26 protein-coding genes are annotated in these 26,147 nt (G+C 67.5%); 13 read left to right on the top strand and 13 right to left on the bottom strand.

Annotation, left to right across the window (positions count from 1 at the left end; genetic code table 11):
• The first annotated feature begins 27 nt into the window (after positions 1–27).
• Both IEY26_RS10795 and IEY26_RS10790 read left to right on the top strand, forming a co-directional pair.
• Positions 28–2,253 carry an APC family permease gene (locus IEY26_RS10795; protein ID WP_188978768.1) on the top strand — a complete coding sequence of 742 codons (2,226 nt, stop codon included), beginning with the start codon at positions 28–30 and terminating at the stop codon, positions 2,251–2,253.
• A gap of 48 nt (positions 2,254–2,301) precedes the next feature.
• Positions 2,302–2,568, top strand: coding sequence for a hypothetical protein (locus IEY26_RS10790; protein WP_188978766.1), 267 nt, complete (start codon positions 2,302–2,304; stop codon positions 2,566–2,568).
• A 381-nt stretch (positions 2,569–2,949) separates the two neighbouring features.
• Here IEY26_RS10790 and IEY26_RS10785 read toward each other — a convergent pair whose 3' ends face one another.
• Positions 2,950–3,387, bottom strand: a complete 438-nt coding sequence (locus IEY26_RS10785) for a transcription elongation factor Spt5 (RefSeq protein WP_188978764.1) — start codon at positions 3,385–3,387, stop codon at positions 2,950–2,952.
• A gap of 3 nt (positions 3,388–3,390) precedes the next feature.
• Complete coding sequence (locus tag IEY26_RS10780) at positions 3,391–3,561, bottom strand: protein translocase SEC61 complex subunit gamma (RefSeq protein ID WP_188978762.1); 171 nt, start codon at positions 3,559–3,561, stop codon at positions 3,391–3,393.
• Between the two features lie 578 nt (positions 3,562–4,139).
• Between IEY26_RS10780 and IEY26_RS10775 the strand changes: the two genes are divergently transcribed.
• Positions 4,140–5,006 (top strand): hypothetical protein, encoded by an 867-nt coding sequence (locus IEY26_RS10775; protein WP_229774027.1) that lies wholly within the window; start codon positions 4,140–4,142, stop codon positions 5,004–5,006.
• Positions 5,007–5,326: 320 nt separating this feature from the next.
• Here the strand turns inward: IEY26_RS10775 and ftsZ are convergent, their stop codons facing one another.
• On the bottom strand, positions 5,327–6,640 hold the full coding sequence (gene ftsZ, locus IEY26_RS10770; RefSeq protein WP_394354826.1) for a cell division protein FtsZ: 1,314 nt from the start codon (positions 6,638–6,640) through the stop codon (positions 5,327–5,329).
• A 75-nt stretch (positions 6,641–6,715) separates the two neighbouring features.
• Positions 6,716–8,029: a D-aminoacyl-tRNA deacylase gene (locus IEY26_RS10765; RefSeq protein WP_188978758.1), complete on the bottom strand. Its 1,314-nt coding sequence runs from the start codon at positions 8,027–8,029 to the stop codon at positions 6,716–6,718.
• Positions 8,030–8,110: 81 nt separating this feature from the next.
• Here IEY26_RS10765 and IEY26_RS10760 point away from each other — a divergent pair, with 81 nt between their 5' ends.
• Genes IEY26_RS10760 through IEY26_RS10730 form a run of 7 tightly spaced genes read left to right on the top strand, consistent with a single transcriptional unit; the run spans position 8,111 to position 15,191 of the window.
• Positions 8,111–9,250: a sodium:calcium antiporter gene (locus tag IEY26_RS10760; RefSeq protein ID WP_188978756.1), complete on the top strand. Its 1,140-nt coding sequence runs from the start codon at positions 8,111–8,113 to the stop codon at positions 9,248–9,250.
• Positions 9,251–9,310: 60 nt separating this feature from the next.
• A complete protein-coding gene (locus tag IEY26_RS10755; RefSeq protein ID WP_188978754.1) occupies positions 9,311–10,465 on the top strand; it encodes a sodium:calcium antiporter in 1,155 nt (384 codons plus the stop codon).
• A 50-nt stretch (positions 10,466–10,515) separates the two neighbouring features.
• Positions 10,516–11,319 carry a shikimate dehydrogenase gene (locus tag IEY26_RS10750; RefSeq protein WP_188978753.1) on the top strand — a complete coding sequence of 268 codons (804 nt, stop codon included), beginning with the start codon at positions 10,516–10,518 and terminating at the stop codon, positions 11,317–11,319.
• Between the two features lie 26 nt (positions 11,320–11,345).
• Entirely contained in the window at positions 11,346–12,230 is an 885-nt protein-coding gene (locus IEY26_RS10745) for a helix-hairpin-helix domain-containing protein (protein WP_188978752.1), read from the top strand.
• A gap of 47 nt (positions 12,231–12,277) precedes the next feature.
• The gene (gene pabB, locus IEY26_RS10740; protein WP_188978751.1) at positions 12,278–13,714 is read left to right on the top strand and encodes an aminodeoxychorismate synthase, component I; all 1,437 of its coding nucleotides are present in this window, start codon (positions 12,278–12,280) and stop codon (positions 13,712–13,714) included.
• Positions 13,711–14,352, top strand: coding sequence for an anthranilate synthase component II (locus IEY26_RS10735; RefSeq protein WP_188978750.1), 642 nt, complete (start codon positions 13,711–13,713; stop codon positions 14,350–14,352). The genes pabB and IEY26_RS10735 overlap by 4 nt, the downstream gene beginning before the upstream one ends.
• Complete coding sequence (locus IEY26_RS10730) at positions 14,337–15,191, top strand: aminotransferase class IV (protein WP_188978749.1); 855 nt, start codon at positions 14,337–14,339, stop codon at positions 15,189–15,191. Before IEY26_RS10735 ends, IEY26_RS10730 begins: the two co-directional genes overlap by 16 nt.
• A gap of 20 nt (positions 15,192–15,211) precedes the next feature.
• On the opposite strand, the gene IEY26_RS10725 is transcribed toward IEY26_RS10730, so the two are convergent.
• The gene (locus IEY26_RS10725) at positions 15,212–15,634 is read right to left on the bottom strand and encodes a Rieske (2Fe-2S) protein (protein WP_188978747.1); all 423 of its coding nucleotides are present in this window, start codon (positions 15,632–15,634) and stop codon (positions 15,212–15,214) included.
• Between the two features lie 264 nt (positions 15,635–15,898).
• Positions 15,899–16,198 carry a transcriptional regulator gene (locus IEY26_RS10720; RefSeq protein ID WP_188978744.1) on the bottom strand — a complete coding sequence of 100 codons (300 nt, stop codon included), beginning with the start codon at positions 16,196–16,198 and terminating at the stop codon, positions 15,899–15,901.
• A gap of 100 nt (positions 16,199–16,298) precedes the next feature.
• Here IEY26_RS10720 and IEY26_RS10715 point away from each other — a divergent pair, with 100 nt between their 5' ends.
• Entirely contained in the window at positions 16,299–17,273 is a 975-nt protein-coding gene (locus tag IEY26_RS10715; protein ID WP_188978742.1) for a sugar phosphate nucleotidyltransferase, read from the top strand.
• Positions 17,274–17,356: 83 nt separating this feature from the next.
• Here the strand turns inward: IEY26_RS10715 and IEY26_RS10710 are convergent, their stop codons facing one another.
• The 5 genes from IEY26_RS10710 to IEY26_RS10690 form a co-directional block, all read right to left on the bottom strand.
• Positions 17,357–17,641 (bottom strand): amphi-Trp domain-containing protein, encoded by a 285-nt coding sequence (locus tag IEY26_RS10710; protein ID WP_188978739.1) that lies wholly within the window; start codon positions 17,639–17,641, stop codon positions 17,357–17,359.
• A gap of 91 nt (positions 17,642–17,732) precedes the next feature.
• On the bottom strand, positions 17,733–18,449 hold the full coding sequence (locus IEY26_RS10705) for a diphthine--ammonia ligase (RefSeq protein ID WP_188978737.1): 717 nt from the start codon (positions 18,447–18,449) through the stop codon (positions 17,733–17,735).
• Positions 18,450–18,487: 38 nt separating this feature from the next.
• Entirely contained in the window at positions 18,488–19,648 is a 1,161-nt protein-coding gene (locus IEY26_RS10700; protein WP_188978735.1) for a DUF373 family protein, read from the bottom strand.
• A gap of 96 nt (positions 19,649–19,744) precedes the next feature.
• Positions 19,745–20,743: a signal peptide peptidase SppA gene (gene sppA / locus IEY26_RS10695; RefSeq protein WP_188978733.1), complete on the bottom strand. Its 999-nt coding sequence runs from the start codon at positions 20,741–20,743 to the stop codon at positions 19,745–19,747.
• Positions 20,744–20,872: 129 nt separating this feature from the next.
• On the bottom strand, positions 20,873–21,772 hold the full coding sequence (locus IEY26_RS10690) for a coiled-coil protein (protein ID WP_188978731.1): 900 nt from the start codon (positions 21,770–21,772) through the stop codon (positions 20,873–20,875).
• Positions 21,773–22,055: 283 nt separating this feature from the next.
• Between IEY26_RS10690 and IEY26_RS10685 the strand changes: the two genes are divergently transcribed.
• Together IEY26_RS10685 and IEY26_RS10680 are read left to right on the top strand one after the other, a co-directional pair.
• Positions 22,056–22,472 (top strand): DUF371 domain-containing protein, encoded by a 417-nt coding sequence (locus IEY26_RS10685; protein ID WP_188978730.1) that lies wholly within the window; start codon positions 22,056–22,058, stop codon positions 22,470–22,472.
• 98 nt (positions 22,473–22,570) lie between these two features.
• Positions 22,571–23,383, top strand: coding sequence for an endonuclease III domain-containing protein (locus tag IEY26_RS10680; protein ID WP_188978729.1), 813 nt, complete (start codon positions 22,571–22,573; stop codon positions 23,381–23,383).
• Between the two features lie 12 nt (positions 23,384–23,395).
• Here IEY26_RS10680 and IEY26_RS10675 read toward each other — a convergent pair whose 3' ends face one another.
• Together IEY26_RS10675 and IEY26_RS10670 are read right to left on the bottom strand one after the other, a co-directional pair.
• Positions 23,396–23,830: a DUF1810 domain-containing protein gene (locus IEY26_RS10675; RefSeq protein WP_188978728.1), complete on the bottom strand. Its 435-nt coding sequence runs from the start codon at positions 23,828–23,830 to the stop codon at positions 23,396–23,398.
• A gap of 273 nt (positions 23,831–24,103) precedes the next feature.
• Positions 24,104–26,023, bottom strand: coding sequence for a beta-CASP ribonuclease aCPSF1 (locus IEY26_RS10670; protein WP_188978727.1), 1,920 nt, complete (start codon positions 26,021–26,023; stop codon positions 24,104–24,106).
• Positions 26,024–26,147: the final 124 nt, after the last annotated feature.

The following is a 26,147-nucleotide window of genomic DNA, read 5'->3' as shown; positions in this document are numbered from 1 at the left end:
ATCACCGGGGCCGTCTTCGCTCGAAGCATGCCAAAGGATCTCGAGCGTGATCTGGGCCTCTACGCGACGCTCACTGTGAGCGTCGGCGCGATGGTCGGCTCGGGAATCTTCGTCCTCCCCGGACTCGCCTCGAAGATCGCGGGTCCAGCCGTCATTCTCGCCTACCTCCTCGCCGGCGTCGTCGTCCTCCCCGCCGCGCTCTCGAAATCCGAGATGGCGACCGCGATGCCCGAATCCGGCGGAACCTACCTCTTCATCGACCGGTCCTGGGGGCCGCTCGCCGGCACGATCGCCGGGCTCGGCGCGTGGTTCAGTCTCGTCTTCAAATCGGCGTTCGCCCTCGTCGGCCTCGGCGCGTACCTCCTCCTCTTCGCCCCGCTCCCAGCCGGACTCGTGAAAGCCGTCGCCATCGCCCTCGCCGTCCTCTTGACCGCCGTGAACGTCGCGGGCGTGAAACAGACCGGCCGCCTCCAGGCCGTCGTCGTCTCCGTCGTCCTCCTCGCCCTCGTCGCCTTCATCGCCGACGGCCTCACCGCCGTCACCGCGACGAACTACCACCCCTTCTTCCCCGCCGGTGCCGACGGCCTGCTCGCCGCGACCGGCTTCGTCTTCGTCTCCTACGCCGGCGTGACGAAGATCGCGAGCGTCGCCGAAGAAGTCGAAGACCCCGGCCGCAACATCCCGCTCGGCATCCTCGGGTCCGTCGTCCTGATGATGCTCGTCTACACGTTCTGCGTCTTCGTCATCGTCGGCGTCACCGCACCCGGAAGCATCACGCACTCCTACACGCCGATGGCGGACGCCGCCGCCGCATTCCTCGGAGAGACCGGCGCGGCAGTCGTCGCCGCCGTCGCCGTCCTCGCGCTCGTCAGCATGGCGAACGCCGGCGTTCTCTCCTCGTCTCGCTACCCGCTCGCGATGGGGCGCGACCGCCTCTTCCCCGAGCGATTCGGCGTCACGAACGACCGCTACCGCACGCCCGTCGCCGCCATCCTCCTCACCGGCGGCGTGCTCGTCGCCCTCATCGCCGCCGTCCCCGTCGTCGACCTCGCGAAACTCGCCTCCGCCTTCCAGATCCTCATCTTCACCCTCGTAAACGCCGCGCTCGTCGCCTTCCGCGAGAGCGACCTCGACTGGTACGACCCCGACTTCACCGCGCCCGCCTACCCCTTGCTCCAGCTCTTCGGCATCCTCGCCGGCCTCGTCCTCCTCACCCAGATGGGAGCCCTCGCGCTCGCCGGTGCCGCCGGCATCATCGCCGTCGGCGTCCTCTGGTATCGGTTCTACGCCCGCGGCCGAACCGACCGCGAAGGGGCCGCCGTCGACGCCATCCGCCGCTCCACCAGCCGGTACACCCTCGACACCACCCGCGACCTCTTCGCAACCGACAGCGAGAACGGCGGCGTGCTCGTCGCGCTCTCCCCCGACACCCAACCGGACCGCGAACGCACCCTTCTCACGGTCGCCGCCGCGATTACGGACCGCCGCGGCGGCACCGTCCGAGCCATCCAGTTCGACGAGATTCCCGACCAATCCCCGCTCTCCACCGCGACGGACACCCACACCGCCGCCGACCGTTCGTTCGAAGCGCGCATCGAAGAACTCGGCGATGACCTCGACGCACGCGTTGAAGCCGGCGAAATCGTCACCCACGACATCGAACACGCCGTCGCGAACTACGCCGACCACCACGACCTCTCCACCATCCTCGGCGAGTGGGAGGCCGACGTCTTCGTCGGCGAACTCCTCGGCGAAGACGTCGACTGGTACATCCGGAACGCCCCCTGCGACGTCGGGTTCGTGAACGACCGCGGCATCGACGACGTCGACACCATCACCGTCATCGCCGACGAAGGCCCGTTCGACCCGCTCGAACTCCTGCTCGCCGACGCCCTCGCCACCCGCTACGACGCCACTATCACCCTCCTCCACGCCATCGGCGACGCCGCCAGCGACGAACTCCACGACGCCGTCCTCAGCTACCACTCCGACGTCCGCGACATCCTCACCGTCCCCGCACACACCACCATCCTCCGCACGCCCGACCGGCTCGACGCCCTCGTCACCGCCGCCAGCGACGCCGACCTCGTAATCGCCTCCACCAGCGCACACCACGTCCTCTACGACGTCGTCTTCGGCGCGCTCCCCGACAGACTCGCCGAAGAACTCGACACCACCACCGTCCTCGTCCACACCAAGACGACACGCACCCACACCTTCCTCCGCTACCTCCTCGACCGCTTCGCCTTCTAACCGCTCCCGGCCGTTCCGTTTTTCCACCCGCCGCTACACCTCACGCGTATGCCAAGCGAAGCCGACACGAACACCGTCATCCGCATCCTCACCCAGACCAGCCTCGGACATTCCCCCGCCGGCATCGCCGCCAACATCGCCGCACTCACCGAAGCAGAACTCACCGAACCCACCGTCGAAGCCGCCCTCGACGACCTCCACGACCGCGGCATCGTCGAAACCCTCGACGACACCGACTACTACCGCCTCACCGACCACGGCCGCGACTACGCCACCGCCGAACTCGGCGAGAACGTCATCGGCTACGTCGACTAACTCCACGGTCCGCCCGCTGGCGACCACACACCCGACTCCCGGAGAGAAAACTCGAACCACACCGCCGGCCGAACTCTCAGCCTACCGCTCTCCGGCGTCGTCTCACGGCAGAAAGCGCCGCTCGACCGTGTGAGGCGCTATCGCTCCTCGCTATCCTCGTGAACGCAGTGAACGAGGGACCAGAAGAACGCGCTCGCGTTCTTCGGGCGCTCACGGCTCGCTAACGCTCGCGGCTGACGCCGCTCGTCGACGTGGTTCTCGCTCCCTCCGGTCGCTCCGAACCACGCACTCCCCGTTCGCGTTTCCGAGGAACGCTTCGCTGCGCTCAGCGTTCCTCGCTGTCCTCGTGAGCGCAAGCGAACGAGGGATCAGAAGAGCGCGTTAGCGCTCTTCAGAGTCCAGCACGCGAATCTGGTCGCCGCGCACCGTCACCGGAATCGGCACCGTCGCCTCGTAGAGTTCGACCGTCACCTGGTCTTTCCCCTCGTCGATACGCTGCACCTGCGCCTTCTCGCCCTTGAACGGTCCCGCGATGAGCTCCACGATGTCGCCCTCCGCGATACCCTCCACGTCCGGCTTCGGGCTCAGGAAGTGCTCGACCTCACTGATCGAGGAGTTCCCCGGCACCATACTCCGCGCGTGCGGAATCTCCTCCAGCACCCGCGAAATCACCGCGTCGTTGTCCGCCTCAACCATCACGTAGCTCGTCAACGCGTCCGGCGCGAGCACCGCGTGAATCTCGTCCTCCTCGCGGTTCGCGATCATACTCGCGACCGTCTGCTCCTGACTCGCCGTCGTCTTCACAGCGAAAATCCCCATCGACTAGACCCCCGGAATCGCGTTCATAACCACGAAGATGATAAATCCGAGCAGTCCGATGAGCAGGATGCCGGCACCAGCGATCATCGCAATCTGGGAGAACTCCTCCCACGACGGCGTGCTCGCCAGCTTCAGCACGCGCGTATACGCTGAAAGCTCTAAGGGAACGTCCATACCCCTGTTTCACCCCCGCCGTTTCTATATCTTGCGCTGCACGTTTTGCGCTGCGCTCGGCGCGCGAAGCGCGCCAGCGCTCGGCAAAACCTGCACTAAAAGCATCGGTGCTCCCGTCGCGCCCCGAAGGGGCGCGGTGGTCCGCGCCGAGCCCGAGCGCTCCGCGCTCGGTGAACCGGCGACCTACCGGGTCCTGACGGACCGCTCGGTCGCCGGACGCTCACCGTGTTGGACGTGTCCGTTGCTGATTCGTTGACGTCGACGCCATCCTCGTACACACGACTCGACAATTGGCAATTCCGGAGGGCTATAGGCGTGCCTTCTCCCCCTTTACGACATTCGTCAGCGTTTCTCCAGCGCGCGACTCTGGACGAGACGCACGGAAATTCGCTGAGCGGTACACACCAGAGTCGTCTTTTCGTGTGTATATCTCGGCATTCGAGTTTCAGTGTGACCTACCCCGTGGGTAGGTGTGAGCGAATGCAGTAGAGAATACCCCAGTACAGACAACCACATCCACCCCTAACTACTTTGGCACAAACATGAGATTACTCTTTATGACCATCAGAAAGTCTCAGATGGAGCGACTTGCCTACATTAAAAACTTACACGAGAATGCAATCTCTCTCTCTCGGAAACCATCTCCGAATCGATCCACTTCTCTTCTATCATTTCATGATTCTGTAGAGATGTTCTTGATAATATCTAAACAGTACGTCGACGCTGATAATCCGGACAGTTTCATGGACTATTGGTGGAAGCTTGAAATGGAAGATGTTACACTAACACAGAAAGAATCCATGCGGAATTTGCATGATGCAAGGAATCGTTTGAAACACCAACTTATTCGCCCCACAGAGGAAGATATTGAAGTATATCGGGCAACTGTGGAACGATTCTTTGAAGAGAATACGCCAACTGTCTTTGGAACCGACTATGGAGATATTGACCTATTCAGCTTAGTCGAATTCGACACTACACGAAAGAAAGTTTCAGAGGCGAAGGAGTACCTCACTAATGGAGAAACTAGAAACGCTGCGATAGCATTAGACGACGCATTTGACGATCTAATGTATGAGTATAAAGAGAGGGGACGAGGCCAGTTGGAATATACGCCATACCCACAACGGCGCAACATTATGTCAGAGAGAAGTTATTCTGATGATGTTCAAGAGTGGATAGACACCTCTAAAACACTATTTGATGATATTTACTCCGAGCTTCAGATACTCTCTCTCGGAATTGATTATACACAATACTCCAGGTTCAACAGTATTGTGCGTGATGTGAGAATGATGGGGAAAACTGACGATGACTTTGAGAAGGATGAGATTAAATTCGGGATACAGTTTGTCACACGCGCAGCACTCAAACTTCAACAAACACAGCTGGACCTGACGAGAAACTTTCAGCACCCTCGAACGAGAAGCTTTTTCGATTGGTGACAGGGAGACGAAGCCCGATAATCACTGGTTCCCAACAAGTCTCCACGGTCTTTGCGGGGCTGCGCGGAGCGGTAGTGGGTGTTTTGGTGTTGTGCCCTTAGGCACACCTGCGGCGTAGAGACTGAAATCGCGCTAGGAAAACGAACCGACCACTACGGTAGCGTCCGGCGACCGAGCGGCTCGAAGAGCCCGGTAGGTCGCCGGTTCACTCGCGCTTCGCGCGAGGCCCCGAACCCCACCAAGGGTGGGGTGACGGGGCTTTTGTCGTAGCTTTTACCGAGCGAGGCCGCCGAAGGCGGCCGAGCGCAGAGTAAAAGGTACTATTCGACGTAGTCGATGTCGTCGAGGCCGTCGTCGTCGTTCTGGTCGCGTTGTTGGGCTTGCTGGGTCTGGCGGTCGCCGGCGCGGCGGCCCTGATTCTGCTGGGTGTTCTGCTGGTTCTGACGCTGCTGGCTCTGGCCGCCCATTTCGCGTGCGCCCTGCTGTTGGGCTTTGCCGGCGTCGTTGGGGACGGCGTCTTCGTCGTTGCGGCCGTAGATCTGGGGCGATTCGACGCCGGTGACGACGACCATGGTGCGCATGGTGCCGTCGAGGTCGTCGTCGACGCTGGTTCCCCAGATGATGCGGGCGTCGGGGTCGATGCGGTCGTAGATCTGTTCGACGACGCCTTCGGCTTCCTCGATGCTCATGTCGGGGCCGCCGGTGACGTTGACGAGGGCGGATTTGGCTTCGCCGATGTCGATGTCGAGGAGGGGGCTGCGGAGGGCGGACTGGACGGAGTCCTGGGCTTTGGATTGGCTGTCGGATTCGCCGAGGCCGATCATGGCGACGCCGCCTTTCTCCATGACGGTGCGGACGTCGGCGAAGTCGAGGTTGACGAGGCCGGGTTTGGTGATGAGCTCGGTGATGCCTTTCACGGAGCGCATGAGGACTTCGTCGGAGACTTTGAAGGCCTGTCGGACGGGGAGTTTCCCGACCGTGTCCAGGAGGCGGTCGTTCGGGACGACGATGACCGTATCAGAAACGTCGCGGAGGCGTTCGAGGCCGGCTTCGGCGTTGGTTCGTCGGACTTCGCCTTCGGCGGTGAAGGGGGTCGTGACGATGGAGATGGTGAGCGCGCCGATTTCGCGGGCGGCTTTCGCGACGACGGGGGCGCTGCCGGTGCCGGTGCCGCCGCCGAGGCCGGCGGTGACGAACACCATGTCGCTGCCCTCGATGGATTCCGCGATTTCGTCCTGGGATTCGAGCGCGGCTTCCTCGCCGACCTGCGGGAGGCTGCCGGCACCGCGGCCCTTCGTCTTCTGCTCGCCCATGAGAATCTTCGTGTCGGCGTCGATCTCGACGAGGTGCTGGACGTCGGTGTTCGCGGCGACGAGTTTCGCGCCGTGAATCCCCTCTTTCGACATGCGGTTGACGGTGTTGGAGCCCGCGCCGCCACAACCGACGACGGTGATGTTCGTCTGGAGTTCTTCCAGGACGTCCATCAGTTCCTCGTCGGTCATGCGTCCGGAGGCGTTGCCCGCGCCGGACGACCCGCCGGAGGACCGCCCGCCGGAAGCGGGCTGTCCGCCCTGCTCGGCGGACTCGTCGGTTTCTTCAGCGTCGTCGATGGCCTCCTGAACGATCGAATCCATTATTGGATGTATGGTACTGGTCGGGGCGTTAATTACCTTTTCCCCGGCCGTCGCGCGGCGAAACGACGAAACGCGTCAGACGTTATACGTGTCTCGCTGGCGGGCTGTCACGTCGCCGGGGGTGATTTCGCGGCCGTCGACGGTGACGGCGTCGCCGTTCGCGAGCCGGCCGAACTTCGGGCCTTCGGGGACGCCGCGTTCGGCGGCGAGCGCGGGGTCGAAGGCGTCGGCCTCCACGAGGACGGTGTCGTCGCGGCGCTCGACGCGGTCGTACGCCTCGGCGAGAACGTCGCAGAGCGCGTCGACGTAGGCGTCGTAGGCGGCCGCGTCTGGGAAGGCGGCGCGGCCCTCGACGCGGTTCCCGTTCTCCGTCGTCTCGTAGGCGAGGGAGTGTTCGCGTGCGGCGGCGAGCGCGGCGTCCGGGTCAACGGAGTGGGCGTCCGCCCAGAGCGCGTTCGGGAGGTCGACAACGGTGAACGCCTCGCGCGCAGTCTCGTTCGCGCTCGCCGCGTCGCCGAACCGCAGGCCGTCGTCGACGGGTGCGAGTTCGGCTTCGAGCGCGGCTGCGCGGTCGAGCGGGACGCCGTCGACCTCCCGAACCCACGTCTCGCTCACGACGCGATAGCCGAGGTCGTCGATGACGGCTTCCAGCGCCGGCTTCTCGCCGTCGACGACGGCGCGCGTCGCTCCGGATTGCGCGAAGACGGCGTCGACGACGTCCCGGTTCTCGTCCGGTGCGCCGAGGTCGTCGAGACACCAGTCGGCGGCGACGTGCCCGACCGCCCAGTCGGTCTCGCGGGCGATTCGCGTCGCTCGCGGGGCGTAGTGGCCGCCGCCGAACGCGACGAGCGCTCGGTCGTCCCGCGCGGGGACGCCGCCGAGCGCGAGGATGGCGCTGGCGGCCGCGCGGGCGGCGTCCGGGTCGTCCCACTCCGCTTCGCTGCTCCCGACTTCGACGAACATGCTCGGCGCGCCGGGGTCGGTGGGGCCGTGGTGCGTACACTCCATGCCGACGTCGTAGCCGTCGGGGGCGTGGTCGGTGAGGGCGTCGAGGACGGCGGACGCCGCGCGGGTGCAGGCGGGGGCGAGCGAGCGGTCCGCGCCGCCGTGTTCCGCTCGTCCGAAATTCCCCGTGAAGTGCGCGGTCAGCATCGGCCCGGTGTCCCCGGAGTGCCGGGACGCGAAGACGACCGCGTCGACGGCCGCGTCGAACGCGTCCGCGACGCCGTCGAGTTCGAGGTGCCAGTCGTCGAAGTATCGGAGTTCGAAGCCGGGCGCGCGGAACGCGTCGCCCTCGTCGATGCGCTCCCACTCGCCGAGGTCGCGGAGGTGGTCGCCGACGTGCACGGACGCCGAGTCGGCGCGGCTGACGACGATGCCGAGAGTCATACCGGGAGAACGCGCGTCCGCGGGTTAGGCGCGTCGAATCGAATGGAACGCCTTACAAACCCGCTTCGGTTAGACGGCCGTATGCACACCGGCCTCGCTCCGGCCCTCGTCTCCCCGACAGTGGACCGGTCCCTTCTGCTCATCGGGTCGTTCGCCCTCCTCCTGCTCGGCGCGGAGGTCTTCACGAACGGCGTCGAGTGGCTCGGCCACCGCCTCGGCGTCAGCGAATCGGCGACCGGGAGCATCCTCGCGGCCGTCGGCACCGCGCTCCCCGAAACCCTCATCCCCGTCATCGCCATCGTTCAGGGCGGCGCGGACGCCTCGCACGTCGGCGTCGGCGCGATCCTCGGCGCGCCCTTCATGCTCGCCACCATCGCGATGTTCCTCGTCGGCGCGAGCGTCTACTACTTCCGGAACCGCCGGACGTTCGGCGACGAGATGCACTTCAACGAGGCCGCGACGCGCCGCGACCTCTCCTTCTTCCTCGTCGGCTACGTCATCGCGTTCGCCGCCGCGTTCGTCGAGCAGCGCCTCGTCCAGTACGCGATGGCGGCGCTCCTCGTCGTGCTCTACCTCGTCTACCTCGTCCGCTCCCTCCAGAGCGGCGAACTCGCCGAGAGCGAGGACCTCGAAGCCCTCCACCTCGGCCTCATCGTCGAACGCCTCCTCTCTCGCGTCGGCTACGACCCGAGAGACCACGGCGAGAACCCGCGCTTCCTCCTCGTCGCCCTGCAGACGCTCTTCGCGCTCGCCATCATCATCTCCGGCGCGCACCTCTTCGTCACCGAAGTCCAGTGGCTCTCCCGGGAGGTCCTCAACGTCCCCATCGCCATCGTCGCGCTCCTCATCGCGCCGCTCGCGACCGAACTCCCCGAGAAGTTCAACTCCGTCCTCTGGATTAGTCGGGACAAAGACACCCTCGCGCTCGGGAACATCACGGGCGCGATGGCGTTCCAGGGCACGCTCCCGGTCACGCTCGGCATCGTCTTCACCGACTGGGACCTCTCGCTGGCGTGGGGGACGACCGGCTTCCTCAACGCGTTCTCCGTCATTCTCGCCGTCATCGCCGGCACCGTCCTCTACCTCCGCGCGCGCTCCGCCCACGACGACCCGATGAACCCTAAGCCCTTCCTCATCGGCGGGCTGTTCTACGCCGCGTTCATCGTCGTCCTCGTCTACTTCGTCGTCGTCCTCGGCGTCACCGCGAGCGGCGGCCACTGAGCGGCCGCGGGCCGTCCCCGAAACGAAACCGCTTACTGACGCTCTCGCGGTAGTCGAGGTATGACCGCGTTCGCGAGCGCGACCCCGCTCGTCCTCACCGGCTCCGTGAGACGCGTCGCGTTCCTCGTCCTCGCCTTCGCCTGCCTCCTCGCCGGCGCGGAGGTCTTCACGAACGGCGTCGAGTGGTTCGGCCACCGCCTCGGCATCAGCCAGTCCGCCACCGGGAGCATCCTCGCCGCGATGGGGACCGCGCTCCCCGAGACCACCATCCCCGTCATCGCAATCATCGAGGGCGGGACGGCCGCCGAGCACGTCGGCGTCGGCGCGATCCTCGGCGCGCCCTTCATGCTCGCGACGCTCGCGATGTTCTTCGTCGGCGCGAGCGTCCTCTGGTTCGCCGACCGCCGCGTCGCCGGCACGGCCCTCCGGTTCGACAGGCACGCGACGAACCGCGACCTCTCCTTCTTCCTCGTCGGCTACACGCTCGCGTTCCTCGCCGCGCTCGTCCCGCACGGCCTCGCGCTCGGCCCCGTCCCGGTCCGCGACGCCATCGCCGGCCTCCTCGTCGCCCTCTACCTCGCCTACCTCGCGCTCTCCCTCCGCGCCGGCGAGCTCGGCGACGTAGAGGACATCGACGACCTCCACATCGGCCTCTTCCTCGAACGCCTGCTCGCCGCGCTCGGCGTCGAGCCCGACCGCGATCACTCCGCCGACCCCCACCTCGTCCTCACCGCCGTCCAGACGCTCGTCGCGCTCGCCCTCATCATCGCCGGCGCGCGCCTCTTCGTCACCGAAATCGAGTGGGCGTCGACCGCCGTCGGCGTCCCGACCGCTATCGTCGCGCTCATCGTCGCCCCCGTCGCCACCGAACTCCCCGAAGCCTTCAACTCCGTCCTCTGGCTCGCCCGCGATAAGGACACCCTCGCCCTGAACAACATCACGGGCGCGATGGCGTTCCAGGGAACGATTCCCGTCACGCTCGGCATCCTCTTCACGCAGTGGGACCTCTCGCTGGCGTGGGGGACGACCGGCTTCCTCAACGCGTTCTCCGTCATCCTCGCCGTCATCGCCGGCCTCGTCGTCTTCTCCCGCGCGCGCCTCGTCGGCGACGGCGAGTTCGAACCCGCGCCCTTCCTCGTCGGCGGCGTCTTCTACCTCGCCTTCCTCGCGCTCACCGTCTACTTCGTCCTGCACGGCGCACACCTCCGGGCTTGACCGCCAGCGGACACCTCCAGACCTAAGACCCCGCGCCCGCACTCTCCGGCATGGACGTCTACGGACTCGTCGGCAACCCCGTCGGGCACTCGCTCTCCCCGCCGATGCACGAAGCGGCCTACGACGAACTCGACCTCGACGCGCGCTACGTCACTTTCGAACCCGAAACCGACGCCATCGAGCGCGCCGTCGACGGCCTCGACGCGCTCGGCGTCGCCGGCGTGAACGTCACCATCCCCTTCAAGCAGGACGTCTTCGCGCTCGTCACCCCGGACGACCTCGCGGCGCGCATCGGCGCGGTCAACACCGTCGACTTTACGGGGGACATCCCTCGCGGATTCAACACGGACGCCGAGGGCGCGCGGCGCGCGCTCGAACGCCACGACGTCGCGCTCGACGGCGCGACCGCCGTCCTCGTCGGCGCTGGCGGCGCGGGCCGCGCCATCGCGTTCGCGCTCGCGGACGCCGGCGCGACCGTCCGCGTCGCGAACCGCACCGAATCCCGAGCCACGGACCTCGCCGCCGACGTCGGCCCGGCCTGCACCGGTCACGGCCTCGAGGCCCTCCCCGACCTCCTCGGCGACGCCGACGTGCTCGTGAACGCGACGAGCGTCGGCATGGAGGAGGACCGCTCGCCCGTCCCCGTCGAAGCCCTCCATTCGAATCTCACCGTGATGGACGCCGTCTACACGCCGCTCGAAACGCGACTCCTCCGGGACGCCGCGGACGCCGGCGCGACGACCGTCGACGGCGCGTGGATGCTCCTCTATCAGGGCGTCGCCGCGTTCGAACGCTGGACCGGGCGAGACGCCCCCGTCGAGGCGATGAACGCCGCGCTCCGGGGTCGCATTTAAGGCGCAGGCGGGAATAGGACGGGCGTATGGGACTACTGTCGAAGCTCAAATCGCTCCTCGGCGGCGGGACTGACTCCGCCGACGAGCGGAACGTCGACATCACGCTAGAACGCGAGGGGTCGGCCGAAGAACCGGACGCGTCGACGGAGGGAGCCGTCGAGGAACCAGTCGCAGAAGAGACCGACGCAGCCACGTCCACGGAGTCGCTCGTGGAGGAGTCGGTCGAGGAAGGCGAAGCGGACGCCGAAGAGCGCGCGGAGCCGGCCGAGGCGAGCGCCGCGCAGCCCGACGCCGAGGACATGTCGACGGACGTCGAGAGCGACGCCGACGAACCAGAAGCCGTAGACGAGCCGGTGGCAGAGGAAACCGACGCCGCCGCCTCCACCGAATCGCTCGTGGAGGAGACCGTCGAGGAAGGCGAAGCGGACGCCGAAGAGCGCGCGGAGCCGGCCGAGGCGAGCGCCGCGCAGCCGGATTCGGAGGACATGTCGACGGACATCGAGGACGGGGCGGATGCCGTGGACGAGCCGGTGGCGGAAGCGACCGATGCGACGGCCTCGACGGAGTCGCTCGTGGAGGAGTCCGTCGAGGAGGGCGAAGCGGACCCCGAAGAGCACGCCGAGCCCGCCGAGGCGAGCGCCGCACAGCCGGATTCGGAGGATATGTCGACGGACGTCGAGGACGTCGAACCCGACGAGAGCGAGGGCGTCGCCGACTCGGACGCGGACGCGGACGTCGAACTCCTGAAAGGCATCGGGCCGGCGTACGCCGACCGCCTCCGCGACGCGGGCGTCGAAACTATCGACGACCTCGCCGAGGCCGACGCCGACGACCTCGCGGACGAAATCGACCTCTCGCCGAAGCGCGTCGGCCGCTGGCGGCAGCGCGCCCGCGACCGCCTCGAGAAGTAACCGCTCGTATCGGAACGCTCACGCCGCCTCGCCTGTTCTCCGGACGTATGCACGACGGACTCGACGAGGTGACGGCGCGCGCGGCGTTCGCGCGCGTCGCCCGCGAGCACCCCGACGCCGACCGCGTCCCCGTCCGCGCGTCCCTCGCTACCGCCGACCCCTTCGACGCCTACCGCCGCGCCCGCGGCGACGACCCGAGCGTCTTCTACGAGACCGGCGGCCCGACCGACGGCTGGGGCTACTTCGGCGTCAATCCTACCGAGTTCGACGCGCACGACTCGGGTGTATTCAACGCGCTCGACGCGCTCGAAACCGACACGCTCGCCCCCGTCGACTCACCGGTTCCGATTCCCGGCGGCCACTTCGGCTGGCTCTCCTACGACGCCGCCCGCGAGCTCGAATCGCTCCCGAACCACGCCGTCGACGACCGCGGCCTCCCCACGCTCCAAGTCGCGACCTACGAGACGCTCGCCGCGTGGCACGGCGACGAGTTCTTCCTCGTCGCGACGCCGCGCGTCGACGGCGACGTCGACGCCGCCTACGACCGCGCGCTCGACGCACTCGACGCGCTCGCCGACCGCATCGCCACCGGCGACCCCGCCGTCGAACCGCCCGCGGCCGCCGACGCGGCCCCCGTCTTCGAGAGCGACGCCGGCCGCGACGCCTTCCGCGAGCGCGTCGAAACCGTGAAGGAACGCATCCGCGCCGGCGACACCTTCCAGGCGAACGTCTCCCACCGCCTCCGCGCGCCCGCCGCCGTCCACCCCGTCGCCCTCTTCGCCGCGCTCCGCGACGTCAACCCCGCGCCCTACAGCGCCCTCGTCGAGTTCCCCGGCGTCGACATCGCCTCCGCCAGCCCCGAACTCCTCCTCGACCGCGACGGCCCCGACCTCGCCACCGAACCCATCGCCGGCACCCGGCCGCGCGGCGACACCCCCGAAGCGGACGACGCGCTCGCCGCCGACCTCCGCGGGAACGAGAAGGAGCGCGCCGAACACGCGATGCTCGTCGACCTCGAACGCAACGACCTCGGGAGGGTCGCCGCCTTCGGCTCCGTCGACGTCACCGACTACCGCCGCGTCGACCGCCACCCCGAAGTCATGCACCTCGTCTCCGAAGTCGACGCCACGCTCCGTGACGACGCCACGCTCGCCGACGCCATCGCCGCCGCCTTCCCCGGCGGCACCATCACCGGCGCGCCCAAACCCGAAACCATGCGCATCATCGACGAAGTCGAAACCACCCGCCGCGGCCCCTACACGGGGAGCGCGTTCGCCGTCGGCTTCAACGGCCGCGCCACCCTCAACATCCTCATCCGCACGCTCGTCCGGCACGCCGACGAATACCACCTCCGCGTCGGCGCGGGCATCGTCCACGACTCCGACCCCGACGCCGAATACGACGAGACGCTCGACAAAGCCCGCGGCCTCGTGAACGCCCTCGACGCCGCCGTCGACGCCGACCTCGGCGTCACCGAACGATGACGGACACCTCGCCCGCCGGCCGACCGGCTCGCCCCGGCATCCTGGTCATCGACAACTACGACTCGTTCGTCTACAACCTCGTGCAGTACGTCGGCGAGGTCACGCCGGACGTCTCGGTCGCGCGGAACGACGCGGTGACGCTCGACGACATCCGCGACCGCGACCCGGACGGCATCGTGCTCTCCCCCGGACCGGGTCGCCCCGAGGACGCGGGAGTCTCGATGGACGTCTTCGACCTCGACGTGCCCGTGCTCGGCGTCTGCCTCGGCCACCAGGCGCTCTGTGCGGCCTACGGCGCGCCCGTCACGCGAGCCCCCGACGTCGTCCACGGGAAGGCCTCGACCATCACGCACGACGGCGACGGCCTCTACGCGCGCCTCCCCGACTCGTTCGAAGTCGGACGCTACCACTCCCTCGTCGTCGAGCGCGACGCCCTCCCCCGCGAGCTGGAGGAGACGGCGACCGTCCCCGACGAAGCGGACGTGCTCATGGGCGTCCGCCACCGCTCGCGCCCCCAGTTCGGCGTGCAGTTCCACCCCGAGAGCGTCCTCACCGGCCGCGCCGACGACCCCGGCAGCCTCGCCATCGGAAAGACGTTGGTCCGGACGTTCGTAGCGGACGTATGTTCGTCCACCTGAACGGCGACCTCGTCCCCGACGCCGAGGCCGCGATTCCCGTGAGCGACCGGGGCTTTCGGTACGGCGACGCCGGCTTCGAGACGCTCCGCGCGTACGGCGGCGAGCTGTTCCGCTGGGACGCCCACGAGTCCCGCCTGCGCGGGACGCTCGACGCGCTCGGAATGCCCGACGCCCTCCCCGGCGACCTCCGCGACCGCGTCCGGGAGACGCTCGACGCGAACGACCTCGCCGACGCCTACGTCCGCGTGTCCGTCACGCGCGGCCCGCAAGCGGGAAAGCTCGCACCCGGTCCCGCCGAGCATCCGACGGTCGTCGTCGTCACGAAACCCCTGCCGCGCGGCGGCCGCGAGAGCGACTCCGTCTGGGACGCTCCCGCCCGCGTCGAGACCGTCCCCACCCGCCGCGTCCCCGACAGCGCCATCCCCGCGGACGCGAAGACCCACAACTACCTCAACGGCGTCCTCGCCAAACGCGACCTCTCCCCCGACGCCGACGCCGCCCTCATGCTCGACGTCGACGGGAACGTCGCCGAGTGCGCCACCAGCAACGTCTTCTTCGCCCGCGACGGCGTCCTCCACACCCCCACGACTGACGGCGACGTCCTCCCCGGCATCACCCGCGACACCGTCCTCGACCTCGCCGCCGACCGCGGCATCCCCGTCGAGACCGGCCGCTATGGGCCCGAAGCCCTCCGCGACGCCGACGAACTCTTCCTCACCAACACCACCTGGGAACTCCGACCAGTCAGCGCACTCGACGGCCGCGGCTATCCGGTCGGCGACCTCGCCGAGACGCTCGCCGACGCCTACGACGACCACGTCGAAACAGCGCACTACTAAACCGCGAAACCCGCGACGCCTCAGAACTCGACGTTCGACGTCGACGACAGGTCCGTCGGGTCGGTCTCGATACCGCCGTCGTACGCGAACTCGAAGCCCTCGTCGTCGAGGTAGACGTCGCCATCCTCCACGCGGATATCGAGCCCGTTCAGGTACGCGCCCTCGCACGGCCCGAACGTACACTCCCCGCTGTCCACCTCGAACATCGCGCCGTGGTTCGCACAGATAATCTCGCCCTCCCGAATCGGCGCGCCCCGCCCCTTGTCGAGCTTGATGTGCGTGAAATGCTGACAGTAGTTCAACCACGCCCGCACCCCGCCCGCCTCGTCGCCGTCCCGTACCAGAATCGCCTCCTGCTCCTCCCCGTCCTCGTCTCGAACCGTGAAGAGGTAGGAGCCGTCTTCGGGCACGTCCGCCACCGCCGCGACCAGCGTACTCGCCATTACCACTCGCTATCGCGGCGACCCACAAAACCCCCGCGGGTCGCCGGACACCGGCTGCCCCACGTCGCGCGACTCGCGGCTCACGCTCGTTCGCCGCGCTTTGTCCCTCACACCGCGCGGCTCACGGCTCCCTCTGGTCGCCGCTCGTTGGTTCCGCGGTTCTCGTTCGGCCGCTCTGCAAAGACCGGTCGCGCGACTCGCGGCTCACGCTCGTTCGCCGCTCGTTGGTTCCGCGGTTCTCGTTCGGCCGCTCTGCGAGCGGCCTCACGTCGAACCGCGTCGCTCGATAACGAACGCTGGCTCCTCGATGCCTTCGTGCTTGCACTCCGGGCAGCGCGAGGGGAGGTTGAGCGGGTCGTCGAAGCCGTCGAACCCGCACTCGCGGCAGGCCGGCGGGCGCACGAGGAGTTCTTCTTCCTGCGCGTCGAGGGATTTCGCGATGTGCTCGACGTGCGTCAACGCGGCGTGCGGCGTCAGTTCGAACGCCGCCGCGAGCGAGCTCGGCGTCCCCGGTTCCTCGCGGAGCGCGTCCGCGATCCGCTGTCGGGTCGTTCGCGCCTCCATACGCCCCGTAGCGAACCCGAGTAGTTAGGTCGGTCGGCTCCTCGCGGCGACGGGCGTATCACAAAGGCCTTAGTTCGACGCACGGGAAGGTCAGCTAATCATGCAGGCTATCGTTCTCGCGGGCGGCTACGCCACGCGGCTCTGGCCGATCACGAAGCACCGCCCGAAGATGTTCCTGCCCGTCGGCGACTCGACGGTCATCGACCGCATCTTCGACGAGCTCGAAGCCGACGACCGCATCGACGACGTCTACGTCTCGACGAACGAGCGGTTCGCCGACGACTTCGCCGACTACCTCTCCGCGAGCGACTACGAGAAACCCACGCTCACCGTCGAAGACACGACCGAGGAGGACGAGAAGTTCGGCGTCATCGGCGCGCTCGCCCAGCTCGTCGACCGCGAAGACATCGACGACGACACGCTCGTCATCGCCGGCGACAACCTCATCAGCTTCGACATCGCGGAGTTCCTCGACTTCTTCCAGGAGAAGGACGCCCCCAGCCTCGCCGCCTACGACGTCGGCAGCAAGGAGCGCGCGAAATCCTACGGCCTCGTCGACCTCGACGGCGACGAAGTCGTCGACTTCCAGGAGAAGCCCGACGACCCGAAGAGCACGCTCGTCTCCATCGCCTGCTACGCCTACCCCGCCGACACCCTCCCCCTCCTCTCCGAATATCTGGAGGCCGGCGAGAACCCCGACGAACCCGGCTGGTTCGTCCAGTGGCTCCAGCAGCGCCAGTCCGTCCACGCCTTCACCTTCGAAGGCGCGTGGTTCGACATCGGCACTCCCGAATCCTACCTCGACGCCGTCGCGTGGACGCTCGACGGCGACAGCCTCGTCGACGACGACGCCGTCGTCGAGAACACCACCCTCGGCGACAACGTCCACGTCATGGGCGGCGCGGAAGTCCGGAACTCCAGCCTCGACAACTCCCTCGTCTTCCCCGACGCCACCGTCCTCGACTGCGACGTCCGCGAGAGCATCATCGACGAGAAAACCCGCATCGAGAACGTCGACTTCTCCGGCGCGCTCATCGGCGCACACACCACCATCACCAACGGCCACCCCCAGTAACCACGAAAAGGCGACCGGTTTTCGCTCTCCAGACTCAGCAGGGACACCCGGCGGATCGGGCGTCCCCGGCAAGACCGCTCCGGCTACTCGATGGAGAGGCCGTCGGCGTCCCCGCCCGCTTCGTGCTCTTCGTCCCACTCGACCTCGAACTCCACGCTCAACTCTCCCGGCCCGTCCGCCGGTCCTTCCCGCTCGGCTTTCACCTCGAACGTCGCCTCCGCCGGCGGGTCCAGCGTCACCGACTGCTCGCCCGCCGCGAGCGTGAGCGCCTTCCCGTCTTCCAGGTTCTCCGCCACCTGCCGCAGGTAGGACGCGATGGCCGCGCGACTCTGCCGACTCTCCGACTCGAACAGCACTTCTTCAGGCATACTCACTCCTACGCGCCTACACCGCAAAAACCCATGCACGACCGCCCGCTCCTCACCGCGCTCGCGGTCACGCTCACTTCGACGTGCCTCTTCAGACGAGTTCGGCGTCGGTGATTTCGACGTAGCCCCGGTTTCCTTCCCAGACGGTGTCGTAGTCGAAGTCGATCCGCTGGTCGAAGTGGGGGCCGTCGGTGACGAACGTCTCGAACTCGCCGCCTTCGCCGAGGACGTGGACGCCGTACTCGTCGTTGAGCGCTTCGAGTTCCGCGATGGCGTCGGCGTCGAGCGTGCGGCCGAGCCAGGACTCGTCGAGGCCGTACGCGGCGACCTGGAGGACGGTAATCTCGAAGCCGGCGTCCAGCATGTCGGCCGCGAGCGCGCTCGGGTCGCGCTGCCAGAGCGGCGCGAAGACCTCACAGCCGAGGCGGTCGGCCATCTCCTCGATTCGGTATGTCTGGAACTCGGACTCGATGGCACCGGCGGTGACGCCGCCGAGCCCGCCGAGGTCATCGCGGAGGTCGACGAGCGCGGCCTCCAGCGGTTCGAGTTCGCGGTCGCCCTGTTTCCCGGAGTCTTCGGCGTCGAGCGCGTCGAGGTCGCCGGGGTGGACGTCGACGAGCGGAATCCCGATGGCTTCGGCCGCGAGCGTCGCGAGGTGCGTCGCCGGCGTGTGGTACATGTAGGAGTCGCCTTCCGGGTGGACGGTGACGAGGCGTTCGACGGGGTAGTCGGCTTCGAGCGCCCGGTAGAGCGCCCAGTTCGAGTCCTTCCCACCGGAGAAGAGGCTCACCCAGGGTTCCGCGTCCATACCGCTAGCTGGACGCCGAGCGCTAAATGCCCATCACTTCACTTCGCCTCTCTCGCGGGCGCGTCCTCGACGGCGGTGCCGGAGAGATAGGCGGACACGCGGATGCCGACGAGGCTGAGCGCGACCGCGCCGAGCACGAGCGCCGCGAGGCGTTCCTCGGCGCTGAGCCGGTAGGATTCGATGGCGACGATGCCGATGTCGATGGCGGGGATGACCATCGGGTCGAGGACGTTCGACGCGGCGCGCTCCAAGAAGTACGCGGAGAACCCGCGGACGACGAGGCCGACGGCGACGACGCCGAACGGGAGGTTGAGGTAGGAGGAGCGGATGTCCTCTTCGCGGATGGCCTCGTCGATGAGGCGGCCGAGGGAGGCGGCGAGCGCGGCGAGCGCGAGCCAGGGGGCGGCGTCGTAGACGAACGCCATCGTCGCGAGGAAGATGTCGCCGGAGTCCGCGGCGAGCGCGGACACGCCGAGCACGCCGGCGAACACGCCGACGAGCGCGAGCCCGGCCGCGACGACGTACGTGACGATGCTGACGCGGCCGGAGTAGAGCGCGTCGCGGGCCTGCGCGGGCACGTCCGCCAGATGCTCGTCGACGTTCAGGCCCTTGTAGAGGAGGAAGACGCCGATGACGGCGGTAATCGCGCCGATGGCCATCGCGAGGCTGGAGGTGAGGACGAGGAGGACGGGGAAGACGAGGAGGACGACGCCGAGCGGCACGAGCACCGTCTCCCGCAGCTCCTCGTCGGCGAGGAACTGCTTCATGAGGTAGTACGTCGACTCGATGTCGCGCGCCTGCCGGACGACCACTCTGTCCACGGAGTCGACGCGCAGGCGGGACTCGACGATGGGGACGAGGCGTTCGTCCTCCGCGGAGTCGACGACGACCACGGCCGAATCCGGGTCGTAGCGCGCGACGAGGTCGTCCAGCTGTGCGGCGACGGACCGGTCGGCGTTCACCGCGGAGTCCGCCGCGCCGGAGACGACGGCGACGACGGCGTCCTCGTCGTTATCCGTGAGGCGGCGCGTGACCGAGAGCGCTTCGAGGATGGAGTTCACCGTCGAATCCTCCGGGTCGGCGACGCCCACGTCGATGACGAGACTCTGCACGGCCTCCCACCCCGCGACCGGCGTGGAGACGCCGCTCTTCCGGGTGAGGTCGCCGGACCGGTCGACGCAGACGACGAGCGTTCGCATTCGCGGGTCTATCCGGAGAGTCGGCCCCCCGGCGTAAAAGTCCCGCCGGTCCGAACGGTCCGACCCCCGACGGCCTCGCCACCCACTCCTCGACTCCTACCGCAGTCGGAACTCGTCGTCGCCGGCGACCACGCTCGCCGCGCCCGCGCCCGCCGCGTACGCCACCGCCGTCGCGCCGCCCCGGAGCCGCCCGAGCATCCCGCGACTCGGCGCGAACTCCTCGGTCTCCACGGCGTCGCCGATTTCGCCCGCCAAGTAGTCGTCGACGGCGTCACGCGTCCCGAGCTCGTCCACGAGCCCGAGGTCGAGCGCCTCCTCGCCGAGGTAGACGCGCGCCTCGGTGTCCCGAATCGCGGCCGGGTCGAGGTCGCGGCCGTCGGCGACGCGCTCCACGAACGAGTCGTAGTAGTCGTCCACGATGCCCTGGAGGTAGTCGCGGTCGTCGTCGCTCATCTGCTTCAGCGGCACGCCCGCGTCCTTGAACTTCCCCGCCGCGAACCGCTCGTAGGAGATGCCCAGCTCGTCTGCGAGGTCCGACGCGTTCACCGTCGACCCGATGACGCCGATACTCCCGACGATGGACGCGTCCCGCGCGACGATGCGGTCACAGCCGCTCGCGATCCAGTAGCCGCCGCTCGCACACGTGTCCGTCGCGTACGCCGCCGTCGGCCCGTCGAAGTCCGCCACGGCGTTCCGGATGTCGTCGCTCGGCACGACCTCGCCCCCCGGCGTGTTCAAGCGGACGATGAGCGCCTCGACGTTCGGGTCCGCGTCGGCCGACTCGACCTGCTCCACGACGGCGTCAGCCGGCAGCCCGCCCGGCCGCGGCGGAATCCCGCCCCCGCCGCCGTCCCGCGTAATCGGTCCCTCGACTGCGACTTCCGCGGCGTTGTACGGCGCGAACCACGACGACGCGATTCCGCGCGCCAACCGCGCGGCCGCCACCGCCAGCCCGACCGTCAACGCCACGCCGACGAGCCGCGCGAAACTCCCCGCCGGCACCACGAGGAACGCGACGAACCCCGCGGCCACGCCGACGAGCGCGCCGACGACCGCGAACAACAGCCGCCCCAGTCGCTTCCCAGTCGTATCCATAGCGGACCGACACCCGGCGCGGAGTTAAATCCCGGTCACAGCACGCCGCGACTTCGGGTCACGCGCGCCGCACACGCCGAGCCGGCGCAACCGCTCCGCGCCGTGAAAACGAGAGAGAAATGAGACGGTCTACAGGAGACCGGACTTCTGGAGCTTGCGGAGGTCGTCGGTGTCGAGGGTCTCGCCCTCCTGGAAGCGCTGGTAGATCTCCTCGGCTTCCGCCTTCGCTTCCTCGCGCTTCGCCTCGCGCTCGTCCTTGCGGTCCTCTTCTTCCTGCTTGTCGAGCTCGCGCAGGCGCTTCTGGACGTCGACGAACGCCTCGTGGTGGGCGTCGGCGGCTTCCTGCGCCTCGACGAAGGCCTCGTGCATCTCGTCGGCCTCGTCGCGGATGTCGTCGGCCTCGCGGTAGGCCTCGATCATCTCGTTGTGGTGTTTCTGCGCCTTGTCCGCGAGCTCCGTCACCTTCTCGTGGTGGTTCGAAGCTTCACCGCGGACTTCCTCCGCTTCCTCGACGAGCTCTTCGAGGTCGCCGGAGTCCTCCATCTTCTCCTTGCGGTCCTGGTACTCCTCGCGCTTCTCCTCGATCTTCTCGATGAGTTCGCGCTCGTCTTCAGGGGAGAGGACTTCGGTCTGCTGTTTGAATTCGAGCTGCTCGATCTCCTCTTTCAGCTCTTCGAGGCCCTTGCCCTCGTCGAGCTCCAGGTCGGCTTTCCGCTCGTCGACCTTATCGAAGAGCTTGTTCGCTTTCGCGTTCAGCTCGTTCCGGACTTCCTTGTGCTCCTGGACGCGCTCGTTGAGCGTGTCGCGCTTCTCGCGGTGTTCCTGCGCCGCGTCGACCTTCTCGCGGGTCTTCGCGTTCAGCTCGTCGCGCTTCGAAGCACGGGAGGAAGCGAGTTGGTTGAGTTCGTTACGTCGGTCGCGGAACTGACCAGCGTTCTTGATAAGCTGCCCCTTGGACCGGTCCTGGAGCTCTTCGTCGGTGATCAGTTCATCTGCACTGGATACTTCGATCTGCGTTTCCTCAGACATTGGTTACTCCTCGGTTCCATACTGCCGCCGCGCGCAGGCACGGCTCTCGATAACTTCGGTCGCGTCGGATAGGAAAGCGTCCTGTCATTCTCGAGGGCTGTGCGGGTGAACGCCGGCGGCGTTCTGGTAACTCCTAGTACCGGATACCCACATTTAAAATTTCCGCTCCGATGGGTGTGTAACTCCCACACACGGCGGTCTCCCGGCCGGACGAGGGTGTCTGGCACATCGCGTGCCAGCGTCGAGGAACGCGCTCAAGTACACGGGTTCCCACGGGCGACGTATGCGCGAGTTCACGCTCACCGCCGAGGGCCACGAGAACGTCTCCGCCCAGCACGCGAGCACCTTCGAGTTCACGACCGACGACTTCCTCACGCCCGCGGGCGACTGCATCCTCGGCATCGAGGCCGACGCCGCCGCGAGCGACGTCCCCCGCGACTTCGTCGACGCCTGCCAGTCCGAAGACGCCACCATCACCGCCCGCCTCGACGCCGACGGCCACGAAGCCACCATCACCGGCTCCGGCCACCCCGACCTCACCTACACGAACGACCGCTCCATGGTCGGCCGCACCAGCACCTACGTCGACGACCGCACCATCCTCGTCGACGCCGACACCGCCGCCGGCGACCTCGACCGCGACCTCGTCGACGCGCTCGCCGCCGGCGCGACCCTCACCGTCACGCTCACCGTCGAATAACCCTCGGCTCTCGCTCCGCCCCCGCAGTCGACATCGCGGCGCGTCCACGACGGGGTAACCCCGAAGGCTTTGTCTTCCAGCGCGCCCGACTTCCGGGTATGGACGACGAACCCGCCGAGAACATCTCCGGCGGCGAGCGCGGCGGCGGCACGTTTGCGGAGAGCGCTCCCGGCGACGGCGCGAACCGCGCGGAAGCCGTCGTCGACCGGCTCGGCGAGCGGTACTGGCAGAAGACCTACGGCGGACGGGACGCCTTCGAGTGTCTCGTCCGAACGATACTGAGCCAGAACACCTCCGATAAGGCGAGCCAGCCCGCCCACGACGCGCTGATGGAGCGATATGACGGAGCCGACGCGGACCTCGCCGTCGCGCTCGCCGACGCCGAGCAGGACGAACTCGCCGACACCATCTCTTCGGCTGGACTGTACAACCAGAAGTCGGCGACCATCATTCGGCTCGCGGGCGAAATCGTCGACGACTACGGGAGCGCCGACGGCTTCGACGAATACGTGAAGGACGGGGACCCGAATGGGGTGCGAGACGCCCTCCTCGACATGAAGGGCGTCGGCCCGAAAACCGCCGACTGCGTGCTCCTCTTCGCCGGCGGCCGCGACGGCGTCTTCCCCGTCGACACGCACGTCCACCGCATCGCCCGCCGGATGGGGCTCGCGCCCGCCGACGCCGACCACGAGGGCGTCCGCGAAGCCATCGAGTCGTCGGTTCCGCCCGAGAAGTGCGGGTTCGGTCACACCGCGATGATTCAGTTCGGCCGCGAGTACTGCACCGCCCGCAAGCCCGCGTGCCTCGACGACCCCGACGCCTGCCCGCTCGCCGACCGCTGCGACCAAGTCGGCGTCTACCCCGAGACCGGCGAACTCGTCGATCCCAGCGACGCCTACGAGGCAGAGTAGTCGGCTCTCGCGTCAGCCGTCGAGTCGCGCTCGCGTTTTCGGGTCGCGTTCGCCGTCGTAGTACTGCTCCAGCGCCGTCTCGAACGGTTCGGCGTCGTCGGCGACGGCGGCGAAGAGCGTCATCGAGGACCGGAACTTCAGGTCGTCCGGCGACCCGAAGATTTCGTGCGCCGAGCGGCCGTCGACGGCGTTCACGAGCCTCGTGCACTCCCGGAGCCGCGGCCCGAGCACGGGATGCGCGAGGTAGGCTTCGGCCTCCGCGCGCGACGAAATCGCGTACCGCCGCGCCAGCTCGCTCCGCCCCAATCCCGCTATCTGCGGGAACACGAACCACATCCAGTGCGTGCGTTTCTCCCCCGCCCGCAACTCCGCCTTCACGTCCTCCATCACGGGATTCTGCGCCTCGACGAACCGCTCCAAGTCGTAGGGGTCGTCCGAATCCGGCATCTCTCGCACTCTTCCCCCTCACGGTGGTAAAGGTCTGCGCCGGTCAATCTGGGTGTTCCGGGCCGGACAAACCACGTTCTCTTGCAAACTGAGCCGACTCCGCGGCCAGCGTTCGCGACCCGAGCGGCTCGAAGAGCCCGGAAGGGTCGCGATTCACCGAGCGCGACCAACGGGAGCGCTCGGGCCGACGACTGAGGGGAGCGAAGCGAACCGAAGGAGGAGTGCTTTTAGCGTAGCTTTTGCCAGCGCGCGAAGCGCGCGCAGCAAAAGGTACTATAGGAACCGGAAGGTTTCGAGGTTCTTGGGGGCGAAGGTGCGGATGTTGTGGTCGTGGTAGAGACCGCTTGAGAGGTCCTGTACCGAGCGTTCGTCGCCGTGGACGCAGAGGACTTTCTCGGGGCGGGGGTTCATCGTTTTGACGAAGTTCATGAGGCCGGCGCGGTCGGCGTGGCCGGAGAACCCGTCGACGGTTTCGACGTCCATGTTGAGGGTGAGGCGCTGGGTGCGGCCGCCTTCGCCGCCGATGGGGATTTCGTCCCAGCCGGATTGGATGCGGCGGCCCATGGTTCCCTGGGCCTGGTAGCCGACGAAGACGAGGCGGTTGTCTGGGTCGGGGCCGGCGTGTTCGAGCCAGCTCATGATGGGGCCGCCGGTGACCATCCCGGAGGTGGAGAGGACGATGCATTCGTCGCCCTCGGCGACGTCCATGCGTTCTTCTTCGCCGCCGTCGATGTGGTTGAACTGGTCGGCGAGGAAGGGGTTCTCGTCCTCGTGGAAGATGCGGTCTCTGAGGTCGTCGCGGAGGTATTCGGGGTAGGTGGTGTGGATGGCGGTGGCTTCCCAGATCATGCCGTCGAGGTGGATGGGGACGGTGGGAATCTTGTCCTCCCGCATCGCCTCCTCTAAGACGAGCATGAGTTCCTGCGAGCGGCCGACGGCGAACGCGGGGATGACGACCTTGCCGCCCCTATCGAAGGTCTCGTTGATGACTTCGATGAGTCGTTCCTCGGAGTCTTCGCGGTCGGTCTGGTAGTCGTTCCGGCCGCCGTAGGTGGACTCCATGACGAGGGTTTCGACGCGCGGGAAGTCGTTCACCGCGCCGTTGAAGAGGCGGGTGTCCTCGTAGTGGATGTCGCCGGAGAACGCGACGTTGTAGAGGCCGTCGCCGATGTGGAAGTGGCTCACCGCACTGCCGAGGATGTGCCCGGCGTTGTGGAAGGTGAGCTTCACGTCGGGCGCGATATCGGTGACGTCGCCGTATTCGAGCGGGATGCAGTGTTTGATGGCCTCGCGCACCATCTCGGACTCGTAGGGCGGCGTCCGCCCCTCCTTCGAGGCGACGTCGAGGTAGTCGAGCGTCAGGAGGCCCATCAGGTCGCGGGTGGGTTCCGTGCAGTAGATGGGGCCGTCGTAGCCGTACTTGAAGAGGAGCGGGATGAGCGCGGAGTGGTCGAGGTGGGCGTGCGTGAGCACGACGGCGTCGATGGTGTTCGCGCCCGCGCCGAGCGCCTCCTGCACCTGGAGGTAGGGGACTTCGTCCTCGCTCCCCGGTTTGTCGCCGCAGTCGATGAGAATGCGGGTTTCCGGCGTGGAGAGGACGAAGGACGCGCGCCCGACCTCGCGACAGCAGCCGAGCGTCGTGATGCGGACGTACTCGTCGTCCGCCATCTCCTCGCGGTGAATCTGTCGGCCGACCTTTTCGAGGATGCGGCGGCGGTCGTCGCGCTCCGTCTTCAGGAAGTCCCGGACGTTGGAGACCGTCGAGGATTCGATGGGGGGCGTGCGGACGACTTCGGGCGTCCACCCGGATTCCTGCGTTATCTCCCGGAGCGTCGAGCCGTGGCGGCCGATGACCATTCCGGGTTTCTGCGCCTCGATGACGACCTCACCGGTGTCCTCGTGGAAGTCGAGGTCGGTGACGCCGGCGTCCTCCGGGATGACGGCCATAATCTCCTCGCGCGCTTTCTCGGGCGCGGAGAGGACGTCGGGGTCCGGGCGGATGGTGATGCGCTTGCGGAGTTTGCTCGCGAGGTTCCGAACGAGGTCGCCGTCTTCGGCGAACTTCCGGGGGTCGCGGGTGTACACGACCACCTCCGGGCCTTCGTACTTGACTTCGGTAACGGAGATGTCGGGCGGTACTTCGCTCGCAATCGTCTCTTTCAGGTCGTCGAGTTGCTTCTCTACCGTACTCATAGTGGGTCCTGGTGCGGGCTGGGTGGGCCGGCGGACGGACGGCGAAGGACGGAAACTGCCGGTCGTCGTCCGTGGCCGGGAAGCATCGTGGCGGTGTATCGGAGTGGTCCGGTGGCACCGCGGG

Origin of the sequence: Halocalculus aciditolerans, from assembly GCF_014647475.1 — an archaeon.
In the GTDB taxonomy this organism is placed as follows: domain Archaea; phylum Halobacteriota; class Halobacteria; order Halobacteriales; family Halobacteriaceae; genus Halocalculus; species Halocalculus aciditolerans.
The sequence above is the reverse complement of the archived record's forward strand: the minus strand, read 5'-3'. Positions and strand labels throughout refer to the sequence as shown.

What these genes read in the sequence shown, in the direction of transcription:
- IEY26_RS10675 (WP_188978728.1), bottom strand. Translation starts at nt 23,830, where the DNA reads ATGCCGGATTCGGACGACCCCTACGACTTGGAGCGGTTCGTCGAGGCG.
- IEY26_RS10685 (WP_188978730.1), top strand. Translation starts at nt 22,056, where the DNA reads ATGCGCGAGTTCACGCTCACCGCCGAGGGCCACGAGAACGTCTCCGCC.
- ftsZ (WP_394354826.1), bottom strand. Translation starts at nt 6,640, where the DNA reads ATGGATTCGATCGTTCAGGAGGCCATCGACGACGCTGAAGAAACCGAC.
- IEY26_RS10690 (WP_188978731.1), bottom strand. Translation starts at nt 21,772, where the DNA reads ATGTCTGAGGAAACGCAGATCGAAGTATCCAGTGCAGATGAACTGATC.
- IEY26_RS10720 (WP_188978744.1), bottom strand. Translation starts at nt 16,198, where the DNA reads ATGGAGGCGCGAACGACCCGACAGCGGATCGCGGACGCGCTCCGCGAG.
- IEY26_RS10670 (WP_188978727.1), bottom strand. Translation starts at nt 26,023, where the DNA reads ATGAGTACGGTAGAGAAGCAACTCGACGACCTGAAAGAGACGATTGCG.
- IEY26_RS10765 (WP_188978758.1), bottom strand. Translation starts at nt 8,029, where the DNA reads ATGACTCTCGGCATCGTCGTCAGCCGCGCCGACTCGGCGTCCGTGCAC.
- IEY26_RS10725 (WP_188978747.1), bottom strand. Translation starts at nt 15,634, where the DNA reads ATGGCGAGTACGCTGGTCGCGGCGGTGGCGGACGTGCCCGAAGACGGC.
- IEY26_RS10745 (WP_188978752.1), top strand. Translation starts at nt 11,346, where the DNA reads ATGGGACTACTGTCGAAGCTCAAATCGCTCCTCGGCGGCGGGACTGAC.
- IEY26_RS10795 (WP_188978768.1), top strand. Translation starts at nt 28, where the DNA reads ATGCCAAAGGATCTCGAGCGTGATCTGGGCCTCTACGCGACGCTCACT.
- IEY26_RS10710 (WP_188978739.1), bottom strand. Translation starts at nt 17,641, where the DNA reads ATGCCTGAAGAAGTGCTGTTCGAGTCGGAGAGTCGGCAGAGTCGCGCG.
- IEY26_RS10700 (WP_188978735.1), bottom strand. Translation starts at nt 19,648, where the DNA reads ATGCGAACGCTCGTCGTCTGCGTCGACCGGTCCGGCGACCTCACCCGG.
- IEY26_RS10680 (WP_188978729.1), top strand. Translation starts at nt 22,571, where the DNA reads ATGGACGACGAACCCGCCGAGAACATCTCCGGCGGCGAGCGCGGCGGC.
- IEY26_RS10705 (WP_188978737.1), bottom strand. Translation starts at nt 18,449, where the DNA reads ATGGACGCGGAACCCTGGGTGAGCCTCTTCTCCGGTGGGAAGGACTCG.
- IEY26_RS10715 (WP_188978742.1), top strand. Translation starts at nt 16,299, where the DNA reads ATGCAGGCTATCGTTCTCGCGGGCGGCTACGCCACGCGGCTCTGGCCG.
- IEY26_RS10760 (WP_188978756.1), top strand. Translation starts at nt 8,111, where the DNA reads ATGCACACCGGCCTCGCTCCGGCCCTCGTCTCCCCGACAGTGGACCGG.
- IEY26_RS10785 (WP_188978764.1), bottom strand. Translation starts at nt 3,387, where the DNA reads ATGGGGATTTTCGCTGTGAAGACGACGGCGAGTCAGGAGCAGACGGTC.
- pabB (WP_188978751.1), top strand. Translation starts at nt 12,278, where the DNA reads ATGCACGACGGACTCGACGAGGTGACGGCGCGCGCGGCGTTCGCGCGC.
- IEY26_RS10790 (WP_188978766.1), top strand. Translation starts at nt 2,302, where the DNA reads ATGCCAAGCGAAGCCGACACGAACACCGTCATCCGCATCCTCACCCAG.
- IEY26_RS10730 (WP_188978749.1), top strand. Translation starts at nt 14,337, where the DNA reads ATGTTCGTCCACCTGAACGGCGACCTCGTCCCCGACGCCGAGGCCGCG.
- IEY26_RS10780 (WP_188978762.1), bottom strand. Translation starts at nt 3,561, where the DNA reads ATGGACGTTCCCTTAGAGCTTTCAGCGTATACGCGCGTGCTGAAGCTG.
- IEY26_RS10735 (WP_188978750.1), top strand. Translation starts at nt 13,711, where the DNA reads ATGACGGACACCTCGCCCGCCGGCCGACCGGCTCGCCCCGGCATCCTG.
- IEY26_RS10750 (WP_188978753.1), top strand. Translation starts at nt 10,516, where the DNA reads ATGGACGTCTACGGACTCGTCGGCAACCCCGTCGGGCACTCGCTCTCC.
- sppA (WP_188978733.1), bottom strand. Translation starts at nt 20,743, where the DNA reads ATGGATACGACTGGGAAGCGACTGGGGCGGCTGTTGTTCGCGGTCGTC.
- IEY26_RS10775 (WP_229774027.1), top strand. Translation starts at nt 4,140, where the DNA reads ATGGAGCGACTTGCCTACATTAAAAACTTACACGAGAATGCAATCTCT.
- IEY26_RS10755 (WP_188978754.1), top strand. Translation starts at nt 9,311, where the DNA reads ATGACCGCGTTCGCGAGCGCGACCCCGCTCGTCCTCACCGGCTCCGTG.